Raw genomic sequence first — 26,371 nt, forward strand, 5'->3', positions numbered from 1 at the left:
GGCGCCAATCTGGAAAAGGAGAAACGGGGGGAGCGGAACCGTTCGATGGAAGGCGGCTCGTCCCGACGGAATCGGTTCTTCAATGATCCGCATTGGAGAATCTGCTTCCAATGGAGCTTCCTTCTTTAATTTTGTGAAGAGTTTATTGTGGAGGGGACTTAGAGGGTAGGCCGGGATAAGCCCCGTTGGCAGTGAAAACACTACCATTTCTCCTGCTGTTGTCAACACTGTAGAGCATGTAAGTAATACTAGGGCGGTGTGAGAGAAGCGTTGATCAGAGAGGAAAGGTTTTATCGGTGAAGCGGCGGGCGGTTGTTCCTACGAGGAACGGATCATACAGGTCGCACGCCGCCACGGTGTTGCGTCATGAAAGGTTGCGGTCGATCCCTTCCGAGATCAGCTCGCTTAAAATCTCTTCGAGCCGTTCGGAGGAGAAGAAGAAGACTTTAGGAATATTTTGTTCGCGGATTTTGAGGGTGAGGGTGGTGCCCGGTTTCGTCTCTAGGGTCTCCGCCAGCAAGACCGCCTGCGCATTAATTTCGGTGTAGCCGACGCGAGAGGTGGCTTCGGCCCAGAGGACCTCGACCTTTCCCCGGATGACGCGATCGACCTCTCCGGGATCTTCTCCGGACCGGGCCAGCCGGGCGTTCCATCCCCGTCTTTGGAGTGCGGCCACCCAAATCTGGGCAACCCGCTCGCCGACAGGGGTATTCGATTGAAAAGTATCGACCTCCCCGAAGAGGTGTTTGCGCCGTCCGATCGCGGAAGGATCCTTCCGCAGATCCTCGAAGGGGTAGACGACCACTTTTTGGGAAGGGCTCTGTGCGGCGGGGGCGGTTCCTTCCGGATAAGAGAGGTTGATCGGAATCTGTTTTCCGGGTCCGGCGCAACCCAATAGGAGAAACATGAGAACAATCCAGAGCGGCCGCTTCATCTTTTTTCGGAGCATTCGTTTCCCTCTTTTATATCGATCAAATCTCTTTTTCGGAAGGTCCCTCAGCGGGATCGATTATAGACCGATCTCGATAATGCTTTTGACGATCAGATCATCGCTTGCTTTGGTCAATCCGAAGGCGACGCCGAAATTCCAATCGACCTGAGGGAGCACCCGCCAGCTGATCGCCGGTACAATATAATGCTGCTGCTGATCTCTCGATTTGAGGTTCGTCACCTCTCCCATGTTGCCATAGAACTCGATTCCCGGCTCCAGGGTGGCGGTCCATCGCGCATAGAAGCTGGCGGCATATTCGAATTCCAGCCCCTCTTCCACATCGGGACCGCTTAAGGTCTTCTCCAGCTTCGGATTGAGCCGCAATACGGTCGGGCCGATCTGCTTCTCGAGGATGATCCTCGCCTCGAGCTTCTCATTCGGCTCCCCGGTGAGACCGGCGCTGGGGAAGTAGTATTCCAGATAGATTGCCGGGTTGAAGAATCGCTCGCCCCGTTCAAAGAAGCGATAGCGGGCGACCACCGCACGCCACTGCACATATTTGAGCCCCTCGCCCGAAGGCTGCTCGAAATCGAGGTATCCTGCGATCGCCCAGCGGTCGGTGATGCCGTATTCGACCTCCATTGTATGGTTCCAGAGCCCTTCGCGATCGACGTTCTTTCCAAAGAAAGGCATCTTCAGATCGGAGGCGGCGATGTAGTCGGTCCAGTAAACGAGCTCCACTTCTCCGGCATCCGGTCCTTGATAGCCGTAGACTTTTAGATGATTCGCTTCCGCGGTGGAGCTCAGGAAAGAGAGGGTGAGCGCAAACAGGACAACGGCGACGGCACTCTTTGGCATTGGGTCTCCTCATGGTTGGACCGCATTAATCGACTGAACGATATAAAAGGTTCGATTTAGACGAATTTTTTCGGCGGGGCGCCGATCGCAAAAGGACCTTCCGAACGATCCGAGATGAATCCTGCGAGCCGAAAATGGATGTGCGGAACGGGGGCCTTCGCTCGTTTCTCGGCAAGGGTGGGGCAGTCCACGGCACGTCAAAGCCGCCCCCTCCAAAGAGGCTGCGTTTCTGATCGGTCCCGAGAGGGGAGGAAGGTCTGCTCGAAGAGGGCGATCGCCTTGGCAATCGTCTCATCGGTCGGCGGTCCTTTTGGGTCGCAACCGCTCGCGGGCAGACTCTGCCCCCGGGTTTTTCTTCGGTGAGCGTCTCATTCCAGGCAGGTTTATGATGCAGCCTTTTGCTCGTTGTTTCGTTTTCGACCCGATTTCGGGCGGGCGGCCGGGCTCGGGTTTACAGAAGAGGGAGCCTGTGTCCCAGTCGCGGCGTCCGCTTCCGGTTTTTGCTCGGTGCTGATGATCCGCTCTGCCTCCAGCCAATCTTCCAGATGATATCCATGATCTCCCCCCCTCTGTTGGAAGAGTTCATAAGCCTTCTCGGCAATTCGTTGTTCAAGCGATGTCTCTTCCATCGGTCTCTCCATCGGCTCCGCATTGGAAAGAGAAAGCCCTTCATTTTTCTTTGTATTCTCTTTTTTCATCGATTCCTCCTTCTGCGATCACCCACGTTCCGGTGGGTGGTAATAATAATCTTTGTCTCTTCAATCCTTCCCAAGGGGGGTTTGGGTCGGACCGATCGGATTCACCCTGAACTAATGAATAAGCATATAACAAATGAGCATCAAGGGTAAAGAGTCTTTCTACGATTTATGAACGAAGGGGATCGGTCCAAATTGTCTGCGGATTAGTTTGGAAAGCCAAGCTTAACGGTGACACGGCTGTTTTTGATTTGGGGGAGAAAGGTGTTGTTAATGTAGGAGTCGGACGTAATCTCGACGGTTTGAAGCGGCTCGATCATCTTATTTGCGACATTGCTTGCCAGCGGGACATTGTCTGCGCTTAAGAGATCGTAGTAGACGAAGATTCTTCGTCGGGCATTGGAATGGTTGCGGACCGTGGCGCTCCAGAAGAATTTCGTCTTGCCGATCTTCTCCCAAACGACATCCGGCCGCCAGTGGTGTTCCAGCACCTCGACGTCGATTGGAGCAGGCGGAGCGGACGACGCTTCCTGAAGCGGCGCGGCCATCATGATGAGTGCCGCTGCCATCAAAAAGTAAGGGGAAAAGCGTCTGCTTATTTGCATCGGCCTGCTCTCTTCGTTTTTAACGATAACGCGGTTGAACCGCGCCGCTATTGACTCTCTTCGGGATTCCCCATTCCGAAGGGGAGCTTCTTTTCCGTCTGGTGGGCCAATGCGCGGTAGAGGTCGTGAAACTGCTCGGTGGTGAGGGCGGGGTCGGTTAATCGGGCGAGCGCGTCCGGCCCGATTGAAATCCAGGTCAGCTCGGAGGTGTCGGTCGTTCCAATTTTAATCCAGTAGTGAGGCATGATGTCTTGAATGATCAAGCGATCGATTTTGCCGTTGTATCGGACCGCTTCCCGGATGGCAAGGCGGGCCTTTTCTGCGGAGACGCACCGGCCGATTCCGATGTTTTTGGGGGGATCTAAAAAGGGAAAGAATTTAATTCGGACCTTCAGCGATTCGTCGGCTGTGGTAAAAGATTGCTTCACCTCTTCGGCCCGGTCCTTCCATTTTTTCGCCAGGAGGATTTCGACGGTCGTCGGTTTGTCCCGGTTTTCCTGCGCGGCGCAATCATAAGGGGGGGCTGCAGAAAAGGAGGGGGTCTGCGTCAGGAAAAAAATAAGGAGCGACCCGATTCCACTAAAGACGAACGGTCGGCGAGCGCGTTTCACTGGGGGCTCTCTTTCTGTGTTGTCTTGCCGGCCGCCCGTTTCTCAGAGGCCAAACGATCTAAATATTTGCGCGCTTGGGTATTTTTCGGATCGAGTTCGAGGGTTCGCTGAAAGGACTCCATCGCCATTGCGATCAACTGCTGTCGCTCCTCCGGGTCATCGAGATTGGCCGCCAGCAGCACCTGGGCCTCACCGAGGGAGAAGAAAACCTGCGGCGAGCTCTGCCGCACCTGGGAGAGCATCGTATACTCTCGAACGGCATCAAGGTAGCGCTCCCCCAGAAAATAGACCCGCGCCAGTTTTTCCCGCGCCGCCGATTCATTCGGATCGTCCTCGACCAGCTTTTGCCACTGCTTCACCGCTTTTCCGATCTCCCCCTTCTTTTCGTAAATAACCCCCAAATTGTAGCGGGTTTCCGTCAGAGAAGGATCGATCGCAAGCGCCGTTTCATATTCCTTTTGCGCCTGGTCGAAGCGCTTGCGGCGGTAATGGATATTTCCCATGCCGGCATGGACGCCGGCGATCTTGGGAGATAATTTATTCGCTTGTGTGTAGGCCTCTAACGCTTCTTTCTCTTTCCCCAGGCGAAGCGAGATATGTCCCAATGAAACAAACCCATGCTCATCTTGGGGCGCCAGACGGGTGGTTTCACGGAATTCCTTCACCGCCTCTTCCAAGTCTTGTGTTTCGATATAAAACCGGCCGAGCCAGTAGTGCACCGCCGCATTCGTCGGATGCTGCCTCGCGAGCTCTTTGTAATGCTGAATCCCCTGCAGCCCCCGGCGCAGGGCGATATAGGTCATATAAAGGGCTTGATGGTATTTATGATTATCAATATTGAGGGTCACCGCCTGGGTAAAGCGCTCGAGGGCTTCATTGTATCGATGCTGTTTGTTCAGATCGATCCCCTCTTCAAAATACGATTTGGCGCGATCGTCTGCGCGGTCATCTGAAGGGGAAGCGAGCAATAAGCCGGGGAGGTAAATGAGGAAGAGAGCGGCGGCAAGAATCGTCCGCAAAGATAATATCGACTTCACGCTAAAAAAACTCCTTTGGATAAAGATGCCGCATTTTATCACCCAAGATCAGAAAAGACAACAGAGGAGGTATTCTTGGCAAATCGGTGTGGCTGCAGCGGCGTTAACCTAGGAAGGGGTGATTAAGCCGGTGAATTGCAATCGCCTGAATCAGCTCTCTTCAACTCTTTCAACGAGAAAGACACCGTGTAGAAATATAGAAACAAGTACAAAATTCTTGACATGTGAAGACAATTTCACTAGGATAATTCCGTTTATTTTATTAAAATGGTTCCATTTAATCATGATCGAAAGTAATCGACGTCTGTGAGCGAATCAAACCGTCCAGAAGCATCCCCCTCGGCCGCCCTGACAGGCGAAGCCGGCCCGACCGGCGGCATCGATCGGGAGACCCTTTCGGAACCGTCGACCCTTTCCCCCGACCCTGAGGGGGCTTGGGCATCGGGAGACGAGGGACACGCAGAGAGCCCACCGGAGGTGGTCGAGCAGATTCGCGCTTATCCGATCTTCGATCGAGACGGCAACGCGGCCCGGATCGTCCGGCCGCAGGAACTCGCCGCCGCTCTTTCGTCCGTTGCGCCGAGTGCATCCCCTTCCACAAAAAAACAGATTGAAGACGAGGGGTGCTCCTTTCATGGAATGATCGGAAGGAGCAAGAAAATCCGGACTGTTTTTGAGACCATCCGGGTGGTCTCCCCCAGCAATGCCACGATTCTGATTTATGGGGAGAGCGGCACCGGCAAGGAGCTCGTCGCCAAGGCGATTCATCAAGCGAGCCCCCGGTGCGACCGCCCTTTCATTGCCATCGACTGCGGCTCGCTCCCCGAGACCCTTCTCGAAAGCGAGCTCTTCGGCCATGTCAAAGGGGCGTTCACCGGCGCGATCCAGAACAAAAAAGGGCTCTTCGAGGAGGCGGAAGGGGGAACCCTCTTCCTCGATGAGATCGGCGACGCCAGCCTCGTCTTTCAATCAAAATTGCTTCGGGTGTTGCAAGAGGGAGAAGCCCGGCCGGTGGGAGGGACGCGGAGCCTCAAGGTAAACGTTCGGGTCGTCGCCGCCACAAATAAGCCGCTCAGGGAGGCGATCGCTCAGAAAAACTTCCGAGAAGATCTCTATTATCGATTGGCGGTGATGCCGCTGGTGCTTCCGCCGCTTCGAGAGCGGACCGACGACATCCCGCTGCTGGCGCGCCACTTCGTCGAGAAATATGCCGCCCTCAACGACCGAGGACCGATGCGGCTGACCGAAGAGGCGCTCGATTTCCTGGTCCGCTCTCCCTGGCGTGGCAATGTGCGCGAGTTGGAGAACGTGATTGAGCGAAGCGTCCTTGTCTCTCAAAGTCTTAATATTTTTCCAGCCGCCTTCCTGATCGACGAGGGGGCCGATCTCTCCGGCGATTCTCCTTTTGCCCCCTCCGGCGGTAAAATGGAGGAGGCGCTTGCGAGGGTGGAGCGGGAAAAAATTATCGAGGCGCTTCGAAAGCATGACGGCAATAAAGCGCTTTCGGCCCGCTCCCTCGGCATCTCCCGCGCCAGCCTTTACAACAAGCTCAAGCAGTATCAGATCGATCCTCGGTTCTAATTCTCCCATCCAAGATTAAGACTTCTCCTCAGACGATCTGAATAGACTCACCTCTTTTCAATTCTGTTTTTCTACCCGGATCTCGATCGATTGCTGCGACCGTCTGCTGACAGGTTCGGCGCCTTTAATCTGACCTCAGTTAAGGCATCTGTCTATAATTTAGACATTTTTTCGAGGGTCGCCCTCGCACTCTCTTCTGGCATTTCTGTAAAAAATGGGAAGATTTTACACTTTTCGTTCAACTTGCCCGCTGGCATCCCATTTGCTTCATTGCCCAGACGCCATTCTTTTTACACGGTAAATGCGGATTTATTTTCCAGTCCGCCGAATAATAGCTAAATCAATATGTAAAAGGTCGTTGATCGTAGTTGATGAAGGAGCGGCCGATGCTTCAGACGAGGGGCGCGGCGCAACGCTTCATATGCAATGAGATTTTTAAACCGTTGTCGACATCAAATCAGTCATCAGTGATGAGGAGAAGGTTAATGGAGAGGTCAACAAGCCGCTTCCTGGGGGGAGTTTTTGCGTTTTTAGCGCTTTTCATGGTTTTATCAACCGAGACCCGCGTGCTCGGCGCAGAAGAGGCGCACCCGCACGAACATGATATGCAGCAGATGAGAATGCCTGAGCGTGGACCGGGGAGTCCCGTTCCGGCCGGCGCCGTCCGGCAAGATGCCGGCTCGGAGATGTTCAATAAACTGACCGAGCGGCTGGACCACGAGATCACCCAGGCGGGTGGGCAGCTCGGCGGATTCACCTCCGCGTCACAGGCCCATGCCAAGTCGCAGGGGATTCCGCTTCAGATCAGCAATGAAGAATCGGTGAACCAGGGGGGGCGCTGCCCCAACAACGTACCGGTGAAGACGTTTGATATCTCCGCCATCAATGCGGAGATCACGATCAGCCGGTTTATGGATTTCTATCCCGGCTACCTCTACGTTCTGACCGAAGATGTTGAAAAGGTCCGGGCCGAGGAGAAGAAGAACAAAGCGGCCCGGGAGAGCAAAGAGCCCTTCCCTGCGTCGGCGGTGTCTACCGGGCTGCAGGGCGATCAGATCCAACCGCTCGTCGTCCGGGCCAATGCCGGCGACTGCGTTCGGATCACGCTGCGCAACAAGACTGAAAACGATGAACCGGTCAGCCTCCATATCCACGGCTCCAGCATGATTGTGAAGGCAACCGGCCAGGCGGCGACGATGTCGAACAAAGATTCTCTGGTCGCGCCCGGCAAGAGCCAGGAGTTTGAATGGTATATTCCGGGCGATCAGCCCGACAGCTCGCATCATTTCCATAGCCACGCCGTCCGCGATCAGTGGTCGCTCGGCATGTTCGGCGCGCTGGTGGTCGAGCCCCGCGGCTCCCGCTATCTGAGCCCCTGGACCGGCAAAGAGATGAAGAGCGGCTGGATGGCGATGATTGAAGATCCGAACGGCCCCGACTTCCGGGAATTCGCCATCTTCTACCATGAAATCGGCGACGAGGTCTTCCGGATTCTCGACCGCAACGGCGAAATGCTTCCGCAGCGAGACGCCTTCACCGATACTTACCGTCCCGGCGGCCGGGCCCTGAATCTTCGAAGCGAGCCGCATGGAACCCGTTTGGCGATGCAGGACAAAGCGCACGGGGTGCACGATGAATCGATGGGATACGGTTCCTATACCTTCGGCGACCCTGCCACCACCGTTCCCCGCTCTTATCTCGGCGATCCGACCAAATACCGGATGATGGGGGGCTCCGAAGTGATTCACTCCCATCACCTCCACGGCGGCAGCGACCGCTGGCCCCGCTCTCCCGGCGCCGTCACCAAGGCCGAATTCAACTTCGCGGCCACCTCCAGCGGGACCGGCCCGGTGAAGTTTCCGCCGGTTCGGACCAGCTCGGAGCGGCTCGATGTGCAAGCGATCGGCGCCGCCGAATCGTATGATCAGGTGATCGAGTGCGGCTCCGGCGGCTGTGCCTATGGGGCGGGCGATTACACCTTCCACTGCCACATTCCCCAGCACTACGTCACCGGCATGTGGGGTTTTTGGCGGGTTTATAATACCCTCCAGGCGTCCGGCGCTCAGGACGATATCATGCCGCCGCTGGCCGAGCTTCCAGATCGCAAAGGGAAGATGAAACCGGCGGTCGATTCCTCCAAACTTGTCGGCACCACCGTCGATTGGTTCGGCGGACAGAAGTTCAAGATCACCGCCGACAAAACCGATTGGAAGGCGAATCCGCCGGAAGTCTCGGTGAAGGAGTGGGTCGATATGCTTCTTCCCGCCCAGGGAAAACCGGGTGGAACCGATGACGAGCACAAGCAGATCGTCGCAATGGACGCAACCGTCCTCGATTGGAGCTGGCAGGGGAATACTGCCCTATCCGAGCCGGAAACGACCCAGGCCTGGGTGAACTATAAGAGTCCTATTCCGGGCAAGCGGTTTCCAATCCGGTTTGATCCGGCCACCGGAAAGCTCTCGATCCCCTATCTCAGACCCCACATGGGGAAACGGGTTCCTTTCTCGCCGGAGCACAACCCGGCACCGTTCTTTGAGCCGATCCGCCGGATCGCGTCTGAGACCGAACCGGCGACTCCCGGAGAGCAAGGGCCCTGGAGCCTCTGTCCTGGAAGGGCGCCCCGGAAGTACTACACGATCAACGGCATTACCCTTCCGATCACACTGAAGAAGGCGACCAAGAAGACGCCGGCGATCGTCGATCCCGACGGGCTCCTCTTTGTCCTGGAGGAAGAAGAGGCCGACGTTCGAAAGAACGACGATCGGAAAGTGCCGTTGGCGATTCGTGCCAACGTCTACGACTGCGTCGATGTCATCTACAAAAGCAAGATGAGAGATGACGATCGAAGCGTCCATTCCAACAAGACCAACATCCATCCCCATTTCTTTCAGTTCGACATCACCGCGTCGGACGGGGTGATCATCGGCTTCAACTATGAGCAGTCGGTCCGGCCCTTCACCATCCTCAAGGCGGAAGACAAAACAAAGCCGCACGAAGGACTGCCGGTTCCTCAGAACACCACCCTGACGAAAGAGGGGAAGAAAGGCGACACCTCGATTGAGATCGCCTCCAACGTTCGCAACATCGATGTCCATGGGGGGAAGTTCGATGCCCCGATGTTCCAACCGGGAATCACGATCGGCCTCTCGCTCGATGGGGTCGGCGAATTTGAAGCAGTGAAGATCAAGGAGATTAAGGGGAACACGGTCGTTCTGTCAGAGCCTCTGAAAGGAAATCACAAGAAGGGGGCGATCGCCAGCCCTGAGTTCGTCCGCTACCGCTGGTATCCGGATGTCGATCTCGGCCTGGTCTTCTGGCATGACCATGTCTTCGGCCTCGATGGCTGGGGCCATGGGCTCTTCGGCTCGACGATCGTCGAGCCGGCCGGGTCGACCTATCATGATCCGGTGACCGGCAAGGAGATCCGCAGCGGCATTGTCGCCGACATCCACACGACCGATCCGGTGTCGACCCAAGTTTCGGGAAGTTTCCGGGAAGTGGTCATGCAGATCATGGATTCCAATCCGAGAGCCGCCGAGTTGATCACGGCCGATAACCCGATGGTGGGACGTCCTTCCGTCGACGGGACACCGTCGGCGAAATATCCGGAGCGGCTGAACAAGTCGGCGATGACCTTCCTCAACGGAGGGGAAGCGACGACCGGTGGTGGATATGGGTTGCGGGTGGAGCCGCTTTCGGTGCGGCTGGCCAACAATCCCGATCCTTCGCAACTCTTCTCCAGCAAGATCCATGGTGATCCGGAAACGCCGATGATGAGGGCATATCTGGGAGATCCGATGGTTTTCCGCATCATCCAAGGGTCGACGAATGAAGCGCACACCTGGCATGTCAGCGGCCATTATTTCCCGATGGAGCGCTTCAACGGAGACGCATTGCCACGCAACACCTTCCACATCGCCATCGCCGAGCGGCTTGATATGGTGATTCCGGCAGCCGGCGGACCGCAGAAAATGGCGGGAGACTACCTCTACTACTCCGGACGGGCATCTCATTTTTCCGGAGGGGCCTGGGGGATGATCCGGGTATTGGACAAGGCCGATAAGACCCTTCAACCATTGCCGTCACGGGAGGAAATCCCCGCCTCGGCGAAGGACCTCTGTCCTGCAGATGCTCCGGTGAAGAACTTCAGCGTGTCGGCCATCGACTATGCGATGCGTTTTAACCCGGGAATGCCTGAGGTCATGGAAGTCGACTTGGGCCGAAAGGTTTCTACGGCCAATGAATCGGGCAAGGTCTATGTCCTCGATGACGAGGTCACCAAGGTGAAGAGCGGCGGGCTCAAGCCGATGCCGCTGACGCTGCGGGTCAACGTCGGGGATTGCATCAAGATCAAGCTGACCAACCGGATGGCCAAAGAGCGGGCCGGGCTGCATGCCGACATGCTCGCTTTTGATCCGAAAGATTCATACGGGGCGAATGTCGGGAACAACCCCGGAGATCAGACGGTCGCCCCCGGCCAAAGCAGAACCTACACCTACTATGCCCACCCGGAATATGGTGAGAACGCCGCCATTATTCAGGATTGGGGGAATGTCGTTGACAATCCGCGGAACGGACTGTATGGCGCCATCCTCATCGGGCCGAGGGGGTCGAAGTATCGCGATCCCATCTCCGGTGAAGATATCACGCTGAAGAACTCCTGGCAGGCTGATGTGATCGTTGACCGGACCGTTCCGGGGAACGAGAACAAAATCAATTACCGGGAATTCTCTCTGATGTTCCAGGATGAAGACAACCTGATGGGGACCAGTTTCATGCCCTACGCCCAAAAGGTGGCGGGACTCACCGGGGTCAACTATCGATCGGAGCCGAAAGACTGGTACCTAGAGAACGGCTGCGAGGTGGGGATGATCTTCCGCTGCGTTTCCGACAACAAGAGCGGTCCGACCACGCCGACGCTGCAGGCCCATGCCGGAGATCCGGTGATGCTTCATGTTTTCGGCGGCTTTAACGAGCAGGTCGGTGTTTTTGCCCTGGACGGTCATGAGTGGGCGGTCGATCGTTTCAGAGGAGCGCATCTCCACAGCTCTTTTGAATTCGGCGGAACCTCCTATCTTCGTATCGATCTTCGAGGGGGAGCCGGTGGACCGCATCAGTTGCCGGGCGATTACGTTTACATGAATCACCGGGCGGCGTATACCGATGCGGGGCAATTCGGCTTCCTTCGGGTGCTGCCGAAGGGGGACAAGAGAATTATCGCCTTGTCTCCCACCGATCCTGGATTCCGATTTGCGGATCAAGGAGAGGCTCGGCCTGTGGCGATGGAGCAGGCAGTCAAGTAAGCGAAAGTGAAGATCAACAAAAGGCAAGACAGTAGAGAGGGACCTGAAGGTCCCTCTCTCTTTTTCAACACCCGCGCGGCTGATTTATTTGCTGCGATCGGGTCTGGCGCCGGTTTATTTTTGACCGGCGCCAGAGATCCTAGGTATGTTAGAATAAAACGTTGCCCGACTTGGAGGCTGTGCAAATGATCTGGAAGACCGATCTCGGCAGGGAGAAGCGTCAGAGAAAAAGGGGGAGATCCCGTCTTGCTGCATCCCTTTTTGTCCCATTCCTAATGGCAATCCTGCTTTTTGAGGTCTTGCCGGAGCCGGGGGGCGGGGTCGGTTTTGCCGCCAAAAAAAATCCGGGCGATGCGGTCAAGTGGATTTACTCTACCGGAAACACGATCTTCTCCCGGCCGGCCATCGGCTCGGATGAATCGGTTTACATCAGCTCGTCGGACACCTACCTGTATGCGCTTGATACACTCGGAAAATTACGGTGGCGTCAGAAGATCGGACCGCTGAAACATGTCAGCCTCAACAAATCGACGCCGAATGTCGGCCCCGACGGAACGATCTATGTCGGATCGATCGACGGACACCTCTATGCCGTCACCGCTGCGGGGGAGATCAAGTGGCGTTATAACGTCGGCAGAGAAGTGCAGTCGTCGCCGACCCTTGGTCCGGACGGGACGATCTATTTCGGATCGGAAGATGGAAATCTCTATGCGCTCGATCCGGCAGGGAAATTGAAATGGCGCTATTCAGTTGGTAATCCGGTCCACTCCGATCCTTCTGTCGGGAAAGACGGGACCGTTTATCTCGGCGCCGACGATGGTTTCCTCTATGCTTTCCAGCCGGACGGAAAGGTGCGGTGGCGCTTCAAGGCCGACAGCAGCGTCTCCTCCCCCGCGGTGGGGCTGGATGGAATGATCTATGTCGGATCGACCGGAGGGTATTTCTACAGCATCTCGAAGGAAGGGAAGGAGCGCTGGCGATATCAAACGACCCAACCGGTCTCGGCGGCTCCCGCCATCGGCTCGGATGGGGTGATCTACATCGGATCGTATGACGGTCCCCTTTATGCGTTGGAGCCGACCGGTGCGCTCCGGTGGCAATCTCAAGTCCACAGCGTCGCCACTGCCGGTCCGAGCATCGGCCCGGATGGGATGGTCTTCATCGGATCGAACGACGGATTTCTTTATGCGTTCAGCCCGGAAGGAAAACCGGTCTGGCAGTTCCGCCCGGGACACGCCGCTTCTTCGGTTGCGGCGTTCGGAAAAGATGGAACGGTCTATGTCGGCTCCCACGACGGCGATCTCTATGCACTGATGACGGCTCAGAAAAAACTCCTCTTCTGACCCGATGTCATTCCCGCTCGATATTAAAAATGAGCGCCTCTTTAATAATCAAATAATCGAGAACTTCCCCGCTTCGTTAAAGTAAAGACTCTCTTTCGCTTATCTGCCAATCAGCATCCTAAAAGTCTCTGGATCTCCATTAAACATATGAACTAGGTGTGCTAGCTTAATAAATAAGCTATCCCCTCGTGGTCGTTTGGTAGGGATCTCTATCCGAGTTTGTTGGGAGAGGTGTATAAATTGTAAACAGATGTAAAAAAGTCTTGACACTTAGTAGTGTAAGTGCTAGATTCACGTCAAATTTTGCCGGGATTTTTCACTTTTCGGCAGGATGCCATTCCAGAAATCCAGCTCCGGACCATTAAAATAATTAGTGCCGCGTAGGTGTCTCAGATTGATCTTGAAGCATTCTTTAAATTCTTTTCAGAAAACCGGTTCATACAAAAAACAAGGGGATAAGGAGATCTCTCATGACAATTGCTAGAAGAAGCATTTTAACGTTGCTCTTCGCTCTCTTGCTTGTTTTCGCAAGAAGGGAAGGGGTCTTCGCCGGCGGGGACCATGTTCACCCCGAAGGTGCAGACGCTCAGCCGACCTCCTCAGATTGGGAGGCGAAGTTTAAGGCCCAGATCGCCCGGGAAGATAAAATGGAAGGCCGCGAGGGGCATGCCGATAAAGTCGACGCGGCAATGAATAGACTGATGCAGGAGATCTCCAAGGGGACCGACCAGCATGCAGGTCACAGCGGCGGAGGGCCTTTCGGCGACATGGCAACGATGCAGCAGATGGACCGCAGCTTCTTCCTCGGGCCGGCCGCCAATACCGAGAGTGTGATGGGCGGAGGCCACTGCCCCAAGAATGCACAGGTGAAAGAATATAACATCTCTGCCATCAACGTCGAGATCACGCTGAACCAGTGGCAAGATTATCACCCCGGTTATATGTATGTTCTCAATGAAAACCTCGACAAGGTCCGCGAGGAGGAGAAAAAGAATAAAGAGGCCCGCTCCAAGGAAGGATACGATGCAGGCGCCGTCACCACCGGTCTTCAGACCGATATGATTCAGCCGCTGAACATCCGGGGCAATCAGGGCGACTGTATCGTCTTTACCCTCACCAATAAAACCGATGGAGATGATGTCAGCCTTCATATCCACGGCTCCAGCACCATCGTGAAAGCCTCCGGCCAGGCGGCCACCATTTCGAACCCGGAATCCACCGTCAAGCCGGGAAAGAGCCAAACCTTCGAGTGGTACATCCGGCCCGATGAGCAGGAAGGGGCCCATACCTTCCACAGCCACGTCGGCCGTGAGCAGGCGAGCCTCGGAATGATCGGGACCTTCGTCGTCGAGCCGAGCGGTTCCCGCTACCTCGATCCAATCAGCGGCAAGGAGAGCAAGAGCGGCTGGCAGATGATGATCGTTGCCGACAAAGGGGCCCATCCTTCTTCAAAGGATTTCAGAGAGTTCATCCTCATCTATCACGAAATCGGTGACGAGTCGTTCCGACCTTTGAATCGAAACGGAGAGATGATCCCGCAGCGCGATCCGAACACCGACTCGTATCGTCCTTCGGCGCGCGCGATGAACTATCGGAGCGAGCCGTTCGGCGTCAACAACTTAGCGCTGCAAGAGAAATATTTCCATCATGAAGACGAATCGCTTGGATACAGCTCGTATACCTTCGGAGATGCCCCGACGACGATCCCTCGGTCATATATGGGCGACCCGGCCAAATTCCGCCTGGTCCATGGCGGCGGCGAGGTTTTCCACTCGCACCATCCCCACGGCGGGACCATCCGCTGGCTCCGTCAGCCGAAGGCCGACGGAAAGGGAGAGTTTCTGATGACCGCGGCTGAAAACGGCCCGGTGAAATATCCGGAAGTCCGCACCACCTCCGACCGCGTCGACGTTCAAGTCATCGGACCGTCCGAGGTGCTCGATCTTCAAACCGAGTGCGGCTCGGGTCTCTGCCAGCAGCTTGCCGGAGATTTTCTCTTCCACTGCCATGTGGCCCATCACTATGTCGCCGGCATGTGGGGATATTGGAGGGTCTACAACACCTTGCAAACCGGCAACTACCCGATGGCGAGCACCGATATCATGCCGCCGTTGCAAGAGCTTCCCGATCGGAAAGGGCGGATCAAGCCGGCCGTCACCTCCGACAAGCTCGTCGGAAAGACAATGGATTGGTTTGATAAGAAATTTAACATCACCGCCGACAAGTCCGACTGGAGCAAGCCGATTCCAGATGTTTCGATCAAAGATTGGGTCACGATGATGACCCCTCCCTCCGGTCAGCCGGGTCATACCGAGGACGAGGCAAAGCAGATCGCCGCGTATGACGCGACGGTCTGGGACTGGGCTTGGGAAGGGAACAAGGCATTGGGAGAGCCCGAAGTCAGCGGCAAATTCCCCTGGCCGAAGTATAAATCACCGATGCCGGGGAAACGGCCGCCGATCCTCTTCGATGAGAAGACCGGAAAGGTCGCCTTCCCCCTCTTCAAACCGCATTTCGGCAAGCGTGTTCCGTTCGCCCGTCATCATGGACCGGCCCCTTGGTTGGAGCCGATCCATATGGACAAAGAGAGCGGCGCGTTGGCAACCGAGCCGGGAGGCAAGGGAGCGCCTGGAATGGAGACCAATCAGCCGGCCAAGCCGGGTGAGCAGGGCCGTTGGAGCCTCTGTCCGGAGAATGCCGGACGGAAGCAGTACACGATCCACTTCATTCAGACCCCGATCCAATTAAGCAAAGGGCTGGGGAAGGAGAAGCCGGTCATTGATCCGAACGGCTTGATCTATGTCTTGAAGGAAGAAGAAGAGGAAGTCCGGAAAGATCCGGCAAGTCCAAAGACGATCCCTCTGGTTTACCGGGGGAGTGTCTATGACTGCGTTGATGTTATCTTGAAGAGCGAGTGGGAGGACAACGACACCACCAACTTCCAGATGTCGAAGATCAACATCCATATCCACTTCATCCAATTCGACAACCAAGCCTCCGACGGCGTGATCACCGGATTCTCCTACGAACAGTCGGTCCGGCCGTTCACCCAGATGGATAAGAAAAAGCACAAAGGTCTTCCGACCCCGATGAACGCCATCCTGGTCGAAGACGCCAAGGCAGGGTCGAACACCATCAAGATCAAAATGGCCGAGGGGGCGACCCCTTACCATGTCAACACCGATCTGATGGTCGGGATGGAGGAGGTGAAGAGCTCCGAGATCATGTGGATCAAGGATATCAAGGGGGATATCATCACCTTTACTGAGCCGTTCCGGTTCGACCACAAGAAAAACGAGATCACCTCGGTCGAATATGTTCGGGAGCGGTATTGGCTCGATGCCGACGTGGGGACGGTCTTCTGGCATGACCATGCCTTCGGGGCGACGACCTGGCCGCACGGCGGGGTCGGGGCACTGATCGTCGAGCCGGCCGGCTCCACCTATCACGATCCGACGACCGGCAAGCCGATCCGAAGCGGACCGCTGGCCGATATACACTCCACCGAGCCGATCGGCTATGGGGTCAACGGCAGCTTCCGCGAACTCGTGGTGATGCCGCACGACACCGTGCCGACCACCGCGCAGGTGGTCACCGAGGGGAATCCGCCGGGCCAGTCGCTTCAGGTTGCCATCGACGCCGGTCAGACCCTCTCCTTCCAGATGCCGTATGATCTGGACAAGGTGGCCGTCCCGATGATCAACGGCGGGACCCACACCACCGGCAGCGGTTTGAACTTCCGGGCCGAGTCGGTGGCGCGGCGGCTGAAGCACAATCCGGATCCGACCTTGATCTTCTCGAGCAAGGCGCATCAAGATCCGAGCACCGTGCTGCTGAGGGCCTACCTGGGAGACACGGTTGTCTTCCGGTTGCTCCATACACTCATGAACGAGACCCATGTTTGGCATGTGGCCGGTCATGCATTCCGGACCGAGCGATATGCCGAGTTCTCCGATTTCAGAAACGCCCACCATGTCGGGATCGCAGAGCGGTATGATCTCGTCACCAAGGCGGGAGGACCGCAGCAGATGGCCGGAGATTATCTCCATTACAACGGCCGTGCCTCGCATCTCTCCGAGGGGAGCTGGGGAATTCTCCGGGTGCTCGACAAAGAGACCCCTGACTTGAAGAAACTTCCGGGTCGGGATGAGGTCCCCGCATCGGCCAAGTCGCTCTGCCCGGCCGATGCACCGGTGAAAACTTTCAACGTCGTCGCCACGGATCGCGCTCTGAAATTTAATGCAAAGGCGCCCGACATGATCGACGTCGATTTCGATCGCAAGCTTCAGGTGGCGAATCCTTCCGGCAAAATCTTCATGCTCGAAGGGGAGAAATCGAAGGTGGCCAATGACGGCGCACAGCCGATGCCGTTGACGCTCCATGTAAACGTCGGCGATTGCGTCAAGGTCAATCTAAAGAATGAAATGAAGGCGAGCAAGGCGTCGTTCTCCGCCGACATGCTGGCGTTTGACCCGAAAGATTCTCACGGGGTGAACGTCGGCAACAACGCGGGGGACCAGACCGTCGCCCCCGGCAAGAGCCGCACCTATACCTTCTATGCTCATCCGCAATATGGAGAGACGGCAGCGCTGGTGTGGGATTGGGGGAATTTCATCAACAACGTTCGTGACGGTCTCTTCGGCGCCATCATCGTCGGCCCGAGAGGATCGAAGTACCGCGATCCGATCACCGGGGATGATGTTACCATGAAGAACGCCTGGCAGGCCGATGTGATCGTTGACCGGTCGCTTCCGGAGAATGTGAGTCGCTCCGACTTCCGGGATGCCTCGCTCTTCTTCCAGGATGAGGACAACATCATCGGGACCTCGTTTATGCCCTATATCCAGCAGATCGGCGGCTTAACCGGCGTCAACTACCGGAACGAGCCGTGGATGTTCCGCGAAGAGCAGGGTTGCGAGCCTGGGAATATGTTTACCGCTTGCGTGGCGGCGGAGTCGGGAGGATTGGCCACGCCGATCATCCAGGCCCATGCCGGGGATCCGGTCCGCGTCCATGTCTTCGGCGCATTCAGCGAGCAGAACCAGATCTTCAGCATCGAAGGGCACGAGTGGCCGTTCAAACCGAACATGGTCGGTGCCGATATGTTGAGCAGCCTTCAGTTCGGCGGCTCGGAATACCTCGACGTCTACCTCAAGGAGGGTGCGGGCGGTCCGTTCCACATCCCCGGCGACTACGTCTGGCAGAATCACCGGATGCCATTCGCAGCGGCCGGTCAGTGGGGCTATCTCCGCGTGCTGCCGGCGGGGGATCGAAAGATCCTTCCGTTGAACAGCGGCGGACCGACCGGAAAGACCGCGTCGAACTCGGACGGGCAGACCCCTGCTCCGGTTGCTCAAGAAGGGGGAATCGGACCGGTTTCGATGCTCAAGTAATGTTGTTTCTGCATCAATCTTGACGGTCGGGGCAGGGGGGGAGCATCCCTCTGCCCCGATTGTCTATTGAAAGGAGTTGGCCATGAGGAGAGCATTGTTCATTCCAATCACAGGACTCCTCTTAATGGGATGGATCCTCTCCAGCGGAAGGGTGATCGCCGCAGGATATGAGGAGGCCGAGGTCTCCCACGGGGGGACGGTCACGGGGAAAATAACATTGAAAGGGGAGATCCCGGAGCCCCGTGTCTTTCCGCTGGTCCTCTATCCCTTCGGACCGTTCTGTAAAAAAATCTCCGATGGAGAGGGGAATGTTCGCCTGAAGGAATTCATCGTTGGGAAAGAGGGTGGATTGGGCGATGCGGTCGTTGCCATTGTCGATGTAAAGAAGGGAAAACCATTCAAGCCGATCAAGAGCAATTTCGTTGCGGTCGACTGTATGTTTCATCCTGCAGAGGTTCCCGACAACGAGCAGTTTTCGGTCGAAGATGGAAAGGTCCATCATGAGCATCCGAACGTGACCGTCCTTGAAAATCATCAGCCGATCTCGATGCTCAATAAAGATCCGGTGATCCACAATATTCAGGTCTTTCAGAATGAAAAGGGGAATATTATTTTGAACGTGCCCCTTCCCGTTTCAACGGAGCCCCACGGAGGGATGCTCAATTTCGCCTCCGGAAAGCGAATCTCCCAAATGATCTGCGGGATGCATGAATTCATGCAGAGTTGGGGATTCGTCGTTGATAACCCGTATTACACCAAGACCAAAAAGGGGGGAGAGTTTATGATTGATCAGCTTCCGCCCGGCACCTATCAAATCATTGCGTGGCATCCGCATTTCAAAATCGTTCGAAAGGAAATCACCGTTCCACCCGATGGGAATGTCACCATCAATTTTGAATTCAATTCAAGTGACGTTCAGCGGCCGATCTATGAGACGCAGAAAGACCGCCGGATCAGCCCCGCCACCCCCCATAACCATATGCTCGAAGAGGGGGAAGATCGGATTATCATTGATTAAGAATAAAGAAACACCTACGTTCAGCCGGGAGGGAATGATGCGTCGCAGGGAGAAGCAGATCACGTTTTTGGCAGGGATATTCTTATTGTTGGTTTTGAATCTACAGACGGTTTTTGCCTATGAGGAGTCGCCCGTCGTCTCCGGCGGGACCTTTTCAGGCAAGATTACTTTAAAGGGAACCCCGCCCCCTCCCCGCATCTTTCACCTCATCTTCTCCCCGAATCCCAAGTTTTGCGGGACCGTCTCCGACGGCAAAGGGAATCGATTGCTGAAGGAGTTCTGGGTCGCCCCGGACGGCAGCTTCCAAAACGTGGTGATCTCGATCGTCGGCGTGGAAAAGGGAAAGCCGTTTCATTATAGACCGGAGCTGACGATCGAGAATTGCCGCGTCGGTCCCTTTGTGACTCCGGTCCGAAACTATCAACCGATCTCACTCATCAACAAAGATTCCATTGCGCATGACATCCAAGCGTATACCCTTCAAAATAACTATACCTTTGCGATGTTCAACAAGCCGCTCACCCCGGAGACGATTGCCACGAAGGAGGTTCGCCTTCGGAAAGGGCATTATATTTTCCGGACGCAGTGCGGGGTGCACGATTTCATGCAGTCATGGGGGTTGGCCGTCGGAAATCCCTATTTTGCCGTGAGCGCGGCGGATGGAAGCTTTAAGATCTCCGACATCCCCCCCGGCACCTATCACGTCATTGCGTGGCACCCTTATCTTCCGATGCAGGTGGAGGAAATCACGGTGGCGGAAAACGGAAAAATCGAAACCAATTTCCAATTCGACGCATCGAAGGTAGATATTCCCTACTATGCGCAGCAGCGCAGCTATCGCCTTGAGACGGCGCTCCTCCCGGAGCAAGGGGTCTTCCCGACGGTGGAGCTCCAGGAGTAGTCGTCAGTCGGTATACTTCGGCAGACGGGTATCTTCTCCGGTGAGACGCCGATAAAGGTTGTGAAAGGCTTCGGTGTCGAGGGAGGGATCTGAGAGTTTCTCAAGGTCTTGGGGGGTGATCGGGATCTCCGATTTCTCATCAAAAGCGGAAGAGCCGATGACGATGTGATCCGGAAAGAACCGGTACTCCGGCAGAATCGTTTTGATATCCCGGTTATAAGTTCTGGCCAGCTTAATCGCCAACCGCGCAACGGAGGCGGGAATATTTTTTCCAATGGCGATGTTCTGAGGAGGGTTTCCCAGTTTAAAGAACTGAGGCCGGATCCGGGTGATTTTAACTGCTTCCAATTCACGCTTGATCTGATCGAGATCGCTCTTTCGCTCTGCTGCGAGAAACAGCTCCACCAAAATTTTCCGATTGGTCTCTAGTTCCGCCGAGGCAACAGAGGGGGGGACGTGACCGCTCTCCTTTTCAGCAGCATAGATCGGCTGCCCGTTCCGTAAGACAACCAACATAAAAATAAAAACCAGCTCTAACAGACATTTTCGATTGATCATCCGGTCCCTCAAATAATGTATAATTAATAATAGAGATGAGGCGAATCTCGCAGTGGCGGGATTATAACAAAATTACCCCCCTTTGAAAAGGATCTCTCATGCATCGCATCGTAAAAGAGGATCTGGTCCGTCTGACAAAGCAGGTGATTCTCCCAATCGCCTTCTTTTTATTTCTCCTCTACCCATCAGCCGACCCCGTTTTGGCCGAGGGCCATCCGAAAGAGCTGCCGCTGCTGGTGACCCTAAACGATCTGCAATCGGAGCCATCTCAATACGACGGCCATCGAATTGTGGTAACCGGCCGGGTTCGATCAATTGAGGTGCAGCAGGGGCGTCGTGGAGGCGACTATGTGATGCTGGTCTTAGAGGATGACAACGCGGCGGGCGCATCATCGCAATTTTCGATCCGAGTCGTCAGCTTAACCCTCCCTGCGGTGCAAAGGGGCCATCAGGCACTGGTTCAAGGGACTTATCATGTCGAAGGAAGACAGGCGGGGCGTCCGTTTGAAAATTTCATCGATGCCGAGGTGATTCTCAAAGAAAAGATGTAATAGAATCGGTTTTAAATTCCTCTTTAGACCTCCTCACCCGCCGCCTTTCTGTCCAGTCGGCGGGTTCATTTCTCGAGGGCCATCCGGTCCGCAGCGTTTCAAGCGCGCTTCTGAGCCTTTAATGTCCGCTCTTTTCTATTTTTCTAATAAATGATTTTGCATTTGGGTAGAGCGCGTCTTAGTTTCGCCGGAGCATCGCGACTGAGCGGGGTGTCTCTGACATCGAGCTCTTGGAGGGAAGTCATTTCTTGAAGATAGATCAACGCGGCTTCGGTCACCCCGGTGCCGGCGAGGTAAAGCCATTTTAGCTGAGGCAACTCCCGCAGGTGGACCAAGCCGCCGTCGCTGACCCGGGTTCCTCCTGCATAGATCCACTCGAGCGTCCGGATCTCTTTGAGATGCGCCAGTCCCGCATCGGTTATTCCGGTGGCGGCCAGCGCAATCCGTTGCAATGCGGGAAGGGTCCGGAGCGCCGCAAGCCCCGGATCGCCGACCTGCGTATATCCGAGAAAGAGCCCTTGAAGCGCCCTGTTTCCGTTAAGGAGGGCCATCCCTTTGTCTCCGACCTGCGTTCCTCCGAGAGAAAGCCGGCGCAGTCCGGCCATATAACGAAAGTGAACCAGGCCGGAAGAGGTAATTCGGGTCATTCCAAGGTCAATCTCTTGGATTGAGGTCAATTCCTCCAGGTGTTCCAAGCCCGTATTGTCGATCGGTGTTTCCCAGAGTCCGAGCTCGGAGAGAGCGGAGAGTTCCTGCAGGTGGCTCAGCCCGCGGCTGCTGGTCGCCGTGTTCTTCAGCTCCAGCTCTGTCAAGCCGGTGAGCCCCCTTATATTTGAGAGATCACTGTCGGTGATCTTCGTATATTCGAGCCGAAGGCTCTGCAGATCCCCCGGCTGCAGTGCGAGTAAAGGGGAGAGGTCGACCGCCGTCTGGTCCCCCACGGAGACCTTTAACCGGACCTCCTTCTCCGACAGAATGACGATTTCGCCGCGCGCCGGACCGAGCTCCTTCCAAGCCCCCTCCGAGCGGTCATTTAACGCTCGGCTAAAAAGGGTGCCGATGGGCCGATCGGTCGGAAAGCGGAGAACGCGTCTGTTCTGAAGGAGTGAATCGATCTCCCGGGTGGTTCGAGGAGGAGGGGGGGGCGACTCCCCCGGGCTCTGTTCCGCCGTCCAGCCCATCAACGACTCCGGCCCTTGTTGATCGTCACCGCCGCTGCTATTCGCAGGACCCAATGCATCATTATCCCTGTTTATTTTAATTGAAAGAGGCGCGATGGCGAGCTTGCCTTCCCTCACCGCCGGCATCGTATCGGTTTGCTCTCGCGGGACCTGTATCGAATGGTCTAGAAACGATACTAAAATAAGGGTGAAACATCAAGAGGAATTCTCAAATCTGAACGAACGAAAATGCTGGAAAGGCGAAGAGGGGATCCGAGATCTCTTCGATCAGGATCCCCTCTCGATTGCTTGGATCGCCACTCCACGATTAACCTCTGTGGGCATCCATGACGCGGTTCTGCTCGTCGATTTCGAGTGTGACTTTGGTCCCCTTCTCAACGCCGTTTAATTTGCCGAGCGCCGAGCCCTTGATTTCGAACGATTGAGACTGGTCGTCATCTGTTTTAACGGTGACCTTCTTTTGGATCGGATCAAAGAGTTCGACTGTGCCGACGATAGAGTGATGGTCCCCCTGTGCGGCGCCGCCCTTTCCTTCCGAATCGGTTCCAGCGTCGCCTCTGTTCGCCATTGCGCCCTCTTTGTGGATGTCGGCAATCGCGTTTCCCTCGTCCAACTCGAGGGTGACCCGATCTCCGGGTTGAATCGATTTCAGTCCTTCTTTTTGGGCATCTTTATAACCGAAGTTACGGACCGTTCCTTCCTCGGTTTTTAGAAAGATCATCCCACTCTCGATTCGATCGACTTGGCCGGTTATTTTTCGATGCAGATTTTGGTCGGCCGGAGGGGTCAGTTTCGGCCCTCCGTCGAGGAGATCCCCTGCATTCACGGTGCACGCCATCGACAGTACAAAAGAGGCTATATAAAGTATTTTCCGATCCATCGCCATGCTCCTTTTTAAATTTGGTTATCTTCGGAGCCCCCCCTCCCATCCGTCGAAACTTTCTTCTCTTAGCCTTGATGAACATCCATGACGCGGTTTTGCTCGTCGATTTCGAGGGTGACTTTGGTTCCTTTCGAGACGCCATTTAATTTGTTAACAATCGGCATCTTAATTTCGAAAGATTGAGATTGACCATCCTCGGTCTTCACCGTCACCTTCCTCTGAATCGGATCGAAAAGCTCGACCGTTCCGGTCACCGAATGATGGTCCGCGTGGGTCGATCCCCCTTTCCCCTCCGGGCTGATTGTCCCTTGTGTGTCCCCCTTTGCCGTTGCGTCTCCTTTATGAATATCCGAGATCAAGTTCCCTTCGTCCAACTCCAGGGTGATCCGATCTCCCGGTTTCAGCGATTGAATCCCTTCTTTCTTTGCATCCGTGACGCCGAAGCTGCGGATCGTCCCCTCGTCTGTTTTCACCGAAATCATTCCCTTATCATCGATCCGGTCCACCACCCCTTTTACGGTCCGATGGGGTATTTGGTTCGTCAGCGGAAGATCGAGTTTGTTCCCTCCCTCCGCGAAATCGCCCGCATGCGCTGGCAAGGCGAGACAAAAGAGGAAGAAAGAGACTAGATAGCCTATCTTTGCTCGACTCATGGCCGTGCTCCTTATATATAAGAGACTCGTTGATCCCTGGAGCCCCCCTCTCCAATGTGTTGTGATCCCTCTGTTCAAAATGACACAACACCGGGAAAAGTGTTTATACTCTCCTCATTTTTAGTATAGCCAATTCGGGTGACCGACAACAAGGGAGCGGTCCCGTTCAACAGCAAGCAAGCGCCGCCTCTTATTGACACCCCTCCACCCATTTGTTATTCTAACCGCCATGAAACTCTCCAAAGAGCGGGTGGCTTCCATCTCGAAGGTCCTCACAGAGACTCTTCTTAAAGAAGGTCTCATTTCTTACTCTCCTAAAAAAGAGCTTCTGGTCGGAAAAATAGAATCGGTGATTCTGGACAATCTCCAGGCGGAAGACCGTTTGAACGCCGAGGTCCGAGAGATGCTCAAGAGTTACTAGAAGGAGATGGAGAAGGGCCAGGTCGATTATCAGAAGATGTTTCAAATGATTAAGAAACAGCTGGTCAAGGAACGAAACCTCATTCTTTAGGGCGCCATGGTTTTGAGCGATGATCGAATAAGTCACCTCTCCCACCTGATTCAGCAGTCGCTGGAAAAAGATCCTTCCGTCGAACGCAAGGGGGATAGAGAAGCGATCCTCCGGCAGATCAAGCGTGTCCTCATCTCGGAACTCAAGCTCGATGAACAGATCGACGGAGTGGTTCGGCAGCGGCTCTCTTCTTATTCGAGGAAAATCGTGGAGGGGAGCCCGGAATGGGATATTCTCTATCAGAAAACATTCAACGAAGAGATGAAAAAGAGGAGGGTGTAATTGTTTAGGCGCGGAATCGCCGTTGTTTTACTGCTCGGTTTACTCCTCTCGGCGGGTCTGGCCGAATCTGCTGATGAAAAGGATGCCCTCAATCGAAGCCGCATTCTTCGTGAGCACCATCACCTGATGCATCAAATGCTGATGGTCATGAAAGATCAGGCCCAGCTGACCGAAAAACTCCTCGCGGCGAAGCCGTCGGCATCAGAAAAAAAAGCGATCCGGAAAAAGTTGGCCGACATCTACGGCGAGATCGACGGGATGATCCAGAAGCACGAGGCGCTGATGAAGAGCTTCGAAGAGATGATCCAAAAACGGGAGATCCCCGAGAAGCCGGCGGAGGGAGCTCCTTAATAATGATGCGGTGGACCCTCCTCGGCTCCGGCACCTCGACCGGCGTTCCTGCGATCGGCTGCCGCTGTGCCGTCTGCCGCTCCAGCCACCCCCGAAACAAACGGACCCGCTCTTCCCTTTCGATCCGCTATCAAGGTCGGTCGATTATCATCGACACCGGCGTCGATCTCCGTCAGCAGGTCCTCCGCGAGGAGATCGACCGGGTTGACGCCGTCCTCTTCACCCATGCCCATGCCGACCATATCTACGGCCTCGATGAGATTCGAATGTACAATTTGATCCAAAAAGCGGTCATCCCCTGTTATGGATCGGCCGAAACGCTTCAACGCGTCCAGCGGGCCTTCTCCTATATCTTTTCGAATAAACCTTCGGAAGGGACCAAGCCGCAGATGACCGCCTTCGCCATCGAAGGGCCCTTTAGCCTGTTCGGTCTGCCGGTTCAGCCGATTTCACTGCTGCATGGCTCCATGGAAGTCCTCGGCTACCGCTTCGGGCCGGCAGCCTATCTCACCGACTGCAATCAGATCCCGGCGCACTCTCTGGAAAAGTTGAAGGATCTCGATCTGCTGATTATCAGCGCCGTCGGCTATCAACCGCATGCAACCCATTTCAATATCGGGGAGGCGCTCGAGATCGTCCGTCTTCTCCAACCGCGGCGGGCCTTTCTCACCCATCTCTCCCATCATTTCGATTACGAATCGGTATCGACCTCCCTCCCGGCCGGGGTCGGGTTGGCCTATGACGGGCTTCAATTGGAGATTCCTCTCGCCGTGGAAGAAAAGACCTTGTCGGCACCGCCGCCGGCCGGGGCCTACCGCTAAGCGCTCTTTGGTTTTCAAAGAGGCTATGTTATACTCAGGAGCGAGGAGCATGTCTGACGCCAATAAGAGAATAGGGCCCGGAAAAAATATCCTTATTGCGCAGCTTCTGCTCGGCCTCTTGATCTATGTGGTCTTCAGCGTTTATCCGACCGAGCCTAAAACCGCACTGGTCATCATCTACATCCTGCTCCTCGGCATTTTCTATTTTTCCTGGAGGGGATTGAAGGGACTGTGGAAGTAGATGTTCGCTCAAAGAAGGGGCACCATCATGAATTTCAAGAGGAGGAATCGCTCCATCCTCACG

The 26,371-nt window shown here is 55.5% G+C and carries 23 protein-coding genes; 13 read left to right on the forward strand and 10 right to left on the reverse strand.

Going from position 1 to position 26,371, the window contains the following annotated elements:
• Nucleotides 1-364 precede the first annotated feature (364 nt).
• From HY282_00055 to HY282_00080, 6 genes are all read right to left on the reverse strand, one after another.
• Nucleotides 365-949 (reverse strand): hypothetical protein, encoded by a 585-nt coding sequence (locus HY282_00055; GenBank protein MBI3802140.1) that lies wholly within the window; start codon nucleotides 947-949, stop codon nucleotides 365-367.
• Nucleotides 950-1,009: 60 nt separating this feature from the next.
• Complete coding sequence (locus HY282_00060) at nucleotides 1,010-1,789, reverse strand: hypothetical protein (GenBank protein MBI3802141.1); 780 nt, start codon at nucleotides 1,787-1,789, stop codon at nucleotides 1,010-1,012.
• A gap of 383 nt (nucleotides 1,790-2,172) precedes the next feature.
• Entirely contained in the window at nucleotides 2,173-2,487 is a 315-nt protein-coding gene (locus HY282_00065) for a DUF2934 domain-containing protein (GenBank protein ID MBI3802142.1), read from the reverse strand.
• A gap of 203 nt (nucleotides 2,488-2,690) precedes the next feature.
• Entirely contained in the window at nucleotides 2,691-3,089 is a 399-nt protein-coding gene (locus HY282_00070) for a hypothetical protein (protein ID MBI3802143.1), read from the reverse strand.
• A 47-nt stretch (nucleotides 3,090-3,136) separates the two neighbouring features.
• Nucleotides 3,137-3,700 carry a hypothetical protein gene (locus HY282_00075; protein MBI3802144.1) on the reverse strand — a complete coding sequence of 188 codons (564 nt, stop codon included), beginning with the start codon at nucleotides 3,698-3,700 and terminating at the stop codon, nucleotides 3,137-3,139.
• Nucleotides 3,697-4,737: a tetratricopeptide repeat protein gene (locus tag HY282_00080; protein MBI3802145.1), complete on the reverse strand. Its 1,041-nt coding sequence runs from the start codon at nucleotides 4,735-4,737 to the stop codon at nucleotides 3,697-3,699. Before HY282_00080 ends, HY282_00075 begins: the two co-directional genes overlap by 4 nt.
• 306 nt (nucleotides 4,738-5,043) lie before the next feature.
• On the opposite strand from HY282_00080, the gene HY282_00085 reads away from it, so the two are divergent.
• The 6 genes from HY282_00085 to HY282_00110 all read left to right on the forward strand — a co-directional run bounded on the left by HY282_00085 (nucleotide 5,044) and on the right by HY282_00110 (nucleotide 20,276).
• Nucleotides 5,044-6,318, forward strand: coding sequence for a sigma 54-interacting transcriptional regulator (locus HY282_00085; GenBank protein ID MBI3802146.1), 1,275 nt, complete (start codon nucleotides 5,044-5,046; stop codon nucleotides 6,316-6,318).
• Nucleotides 6,319-6,803: 485 nt separating this feature from the next.
• Nucleotides 6,804-11,621, forward strand: coding sequence for a multicopper oxidase domain-containing protein (locus tag HY282_00090; protein MBI3802147.1), 4,818 nt, complete (start codon nucleotides 6,804-6,806; stop codon nucleotides 11,619-11,621).
• A 185-nt stretch (nucleotides 11,622-11,806) separates the two neighbouring features.
• Entirely contained in the window at nucleotides 11,807-12,964 is a 1,158-nt protein-coding gene (locus HY282_00095; protein ID MBI3802148.1) for a PQQ-like beta-propeller repeat protein, read from the forward strand.
• Nucleotides 12,965-13,434: 470 nt separating this feature from the next.
• Complete coding sequence (locus HY282_00100; GenBank protein MBI3802149.1) at nucleotides 13,435-18,357, forward strand: multicopper oxidase domain-containing protein; 4,923 nt, start codon at nucleotides 13,435-13,437, stop codon at nucleotides 18,355-18,357.
• 82 nt (nucleotides 18,358-18,439) lie between these two features.
• Nucleotides 18,440-19,375 (forward strand): carboxypeptidase regulatory-like domain-containing protein, encoded by a 936-nt coding sequence (locus HY282_00105; protein MBI3802150.1) that lies wholly within the window; start codon nucleotides 18,440-18,442, stop codon nucleotides 19,373-19,375.
• Nucleotides 19,376-19,409: 34 nt separating this feature from the next.
• On the forward strand, nucleotides 19,410-20,276 hold the full coding sequence (locus tag HY282_00110; protein MBI3802151.1) for a carboxypeptidase regulatory-like domain-containing protein: 867 nt from the start codon (nucleotides 19,410-19,412) through the stop codon (nucleotides 20,274-20,276).
• A gap of 3 nt (nucleotides 20,277-20,279) precedes the next feature.
• On the opposite strand, the gene HY282_00115 is transcribed toward HY282_00110, so the two are convergent.
• Entirely contained in the window at nucleotides 20,280-20,834 is a 555-nt protein-coding gene (locus HY282_00115; GenBank protein ID MBI3802152.1) for a hypothetical protein, read from the reverse strand.
• A gap of 98 nt (nucleotides 20,835-20,932) precedes the next feature.
• On the opposite strand from HY282_00115, the gene HY282_00120 reads away from it, so the two are divergent.
• On the forward strand, nucleotides 20,933-21,385 hold the full coding sequence (locus HY282_00120) for a hypothetical protein (protein ID MBI3802153.1): 453 nt from the start codon (nucleotides 20,933-20,935) through the stop codon (nucleotides 21,383-21,385).
• 143 nt (nucleotides 21,386-21,528) lie between these two features.
• Here HY282_00120 and HY282_00125 read toward each other — a convergent pair whose 3' ends face one another.
• The 3 genes from HY282_00125 to HY282_00135 all read right to left on the reverse strand — a co-directional run bounded on the left by HY282_00125 (nucleotide 21,529) and on the right by HY282_00135 (nucleotide 24,102).
• A complete protein-coding gene (locus HY282_00125) occupies nucleotides 21,529-22,620 on the reverse strand; it encodes a hypothetical protein (GenBank protein ID MBI3802154.1) in 1,092 nt (363 codons plus the stop codon).
• Between the two features lie 253 nt (nucleotides 22,621-22,873).
• Nucleotides 22,874-23,446, reverse strand: coding sequence for a hypothetical protein (locus HY282_00130; GenBank protein ID MBI3802155.1), 573 nt, complete (start codon nucleotides 23,444-23,446; stop codon nucleotides 22,874-22,876).
• A gap of 68 nt (nucleotides 23,447-23,514) precedes the next feature.
• A complete protein-coding gene (locus HY282_00135) occupies nucleotides 23,515-24,102 on the reverse strand; it encodes a hypothetical protein (protein MBI3802156.1) in 588 nt (195 codons plus the stop codon).
• A 229-nt stretch (nucleotides 24,103-24,331) separates the two neighbouring features.
• Here HY282_00135 and HY282_00140 point away from each other — a divergent pair, with 229 nt between their 5' ends.
• From HY282_00140 to HY282_00165, 6 genes are read left to right on the forward strand one after another with little or no spacing between them, the layout of a single operon-like run.
• The gene (locus HY282_00140; protein ID MBI3802157.1) at nucleotides 24,332-24,523 is read left to right on the forward strand and encodes a DUF507 family protein; all 192 of its coding nucleotides are present in this window, start codon (nucleotides 24,332-24,334) and stop codon (nucleotides 24,521-24,523) included.
• 6 nt (nucleotides 24,524-24,529) lie between these two features.
• Nucleotides 24,530-24,613, forward strand: coding sequence for a DUF507 family protein (locus HY282_00145; GenBank protein MBI3802158.1), 84 nt, complete (start codon nucleotides 24,530-24,532; stop codon nucleotides 24,611-24,613).
• A 12-nt stretch (nucleotides 24,614-24,625) separates the two neighbouring features.
• Nucleotides 24,626-24,895: a DUF507 family protein gene (locus tag HY282_00150; GenBank protein ID MBI3802159.1), complete on the forward strand. Its 270-nt coding sequence runs from the start codon at nucleotides 24,626-24,628 to the stop codon at nucleotides 24,893-24,895.
• A complete protein-coding gene (locus HY282_00155; protein MBI3802160.1) occupies nucleotides 24,896-25,246 on the forward strand; it encodes a hypothetical protein in 351 nt (116 codons plus the stop codon). It begins immediately after the preceding gene.
• 5 nt (nucleotides 25,247-25,251) lie between these two features.
• Nucleotides 25,252-26,067, forward strand: a complete 816-nt coding sequence (locus tag HY282_00160) for an MBL fold metallo-hydrolase (GenBank protein ID MBI3802161.1) — start codon at nucleotides 25,252-25,254, stop codon at nucleotides 26,065-26,067.
• A gap of 49 nt (nucleotides 26,068-26,116) precedes the next feature.
• Nucleotides 26,117-26,308: a hypothetical protein gene (locus HY282_00165; protein ID MBI3802162.1), complete on the forward strand. Its 192-nt coding sequence runs from the start codon at nucleotides 26,117-26,119 to the stop codon at nucleotides 26,306-26,308.
• Nucleotides 26,309-26,371: the final 63 nt, after the last annotated feature.

It is taken from the genome of Candidatus Manganitrophaceae bacterium, assembly GCA_016200325.1.
In the GTDB taxonomy this organism is placed as follows: Bacteria; Nitrospirota; Nitrospiria; order SBBL01; family Manganitrophaceae; genus Manganitrophus.

Bases quoted from the DNA above. Each gene is read 5' to 3' on its own strand.
- HY282_00055 (MBI3802140.1), bottom strand. From the start codon at position 949: ATGCTCCGAAAAAAGATGAAGCGGCCGCTCTGGATTGTTCTCATGTTT.
- HY282_00060 (MBI3802141.1), bottom strand. From the start codon at position 1,789: ATGCCAAAGAGTGCCGTCGCCGTTGTCCTGTTTGCGCTCACCCTCTCT.
- HY282_00065 (MBI3802142.1), bottom strand. From the start codon at position 2,487: ATGAAAAAAGAGAATACAAAGAAAAATGAAGGGCTTTCTCTTTCCAAT.
- HY282_00070 (MBI3802143.1), bottom strand. From the start codon at position 3,089: ATGCAAATAAGCAGACGCTTTTCCCCTTACTTTTTGATGGCAGCGGCA.
- HY282_00090 (MBI3802147.1), top strand. From the start codon at position 6,804: ATGGAGAGGTCAACAAGCCGCTTCCTGGGGGGAGTTTTTGCGTTTTTA.
- HY282_00095 (MBI3802148.1), top strand. From the start codon at position 11,807: ATGATCTGGAAGACCGATCTCGGCAGGGAGAAGCGTCAGAGAAAAAGG.
- HY282_00100 (MBI3802149.1), top strand. From the start codon at position 13,435: ATGACAATTGCTAGAAGAAGCATTTTAACGTTGCTCTTCGCTCTCTTG.
- HY282_00105 (MBI3802150.1), top strand. From the start codon at position 18,440: ATGAGGAGAGCATTGTTCATTCCAATCACAGGACTCCTCTTAATGGGA.
- HY282_00110 (MBI3802151.1), top strand. From the start codon at position 19,410: ATGATGCGTCGCAGGGAGAAGCAGATCACGTTTTTGGCAGGGATATTC.
- HY282_00115 (MBI3802152.1), bottom strand. From the start codon at position 20,834: ATGATCAATCGAAAATGTCTGTTAGAGCTGGTTTTTATTTTTATGTTG.
- HY282_00120 (MBI3802153.1), top strand. From the start codon at position 20,933: ATGCATCGCATCGTAAAAGAGGATCTGGTCCGTCTGACAAAGCAGGTG.
- HY282_00130 (MBI3802155.1), bottom strand. From the start codon at position 23,446: ATGGATCGGAAAATACTTTATATAGCCTCTTTTGTACTGTCGATGGCG.
- HY282_00135 (MBI3802156.1), bottom strand. From the start codon at position 24,102: ATGAGTCGAGCAAAGATAGGCTATCTAGTCTCTTTCTTCCTCTTTTGT.
- HY282_00140 (MBI3802157.1), top strand. From the start codon at position 24,332: ATGAAACTCTCCAAAGAGCGGGTGGCTTCCATCTCGAAGGTCCTCACA.
- HY282_00145 (MBI3802158.1), top strand. From the start codon at position 24,530: ATGGAGAAGGGCCAGGTCGATTATCAGAAGATGTTTCAAATGATTAAG.
- HY282_00160 (MBI3802161.1), top strand. From the start codon at position 25,252: ATGCGGTGGACCCTCCTCGGCTCCGGCACCTCGACCGGCGTTCCTGCG.
- HY282_00165 (MBI3802162.1), top strand. From the start codon at position 26,117: ATGTCTGACGCCAATAAGAGAATAGGGCCCGGAAAAAATATCCTTATT.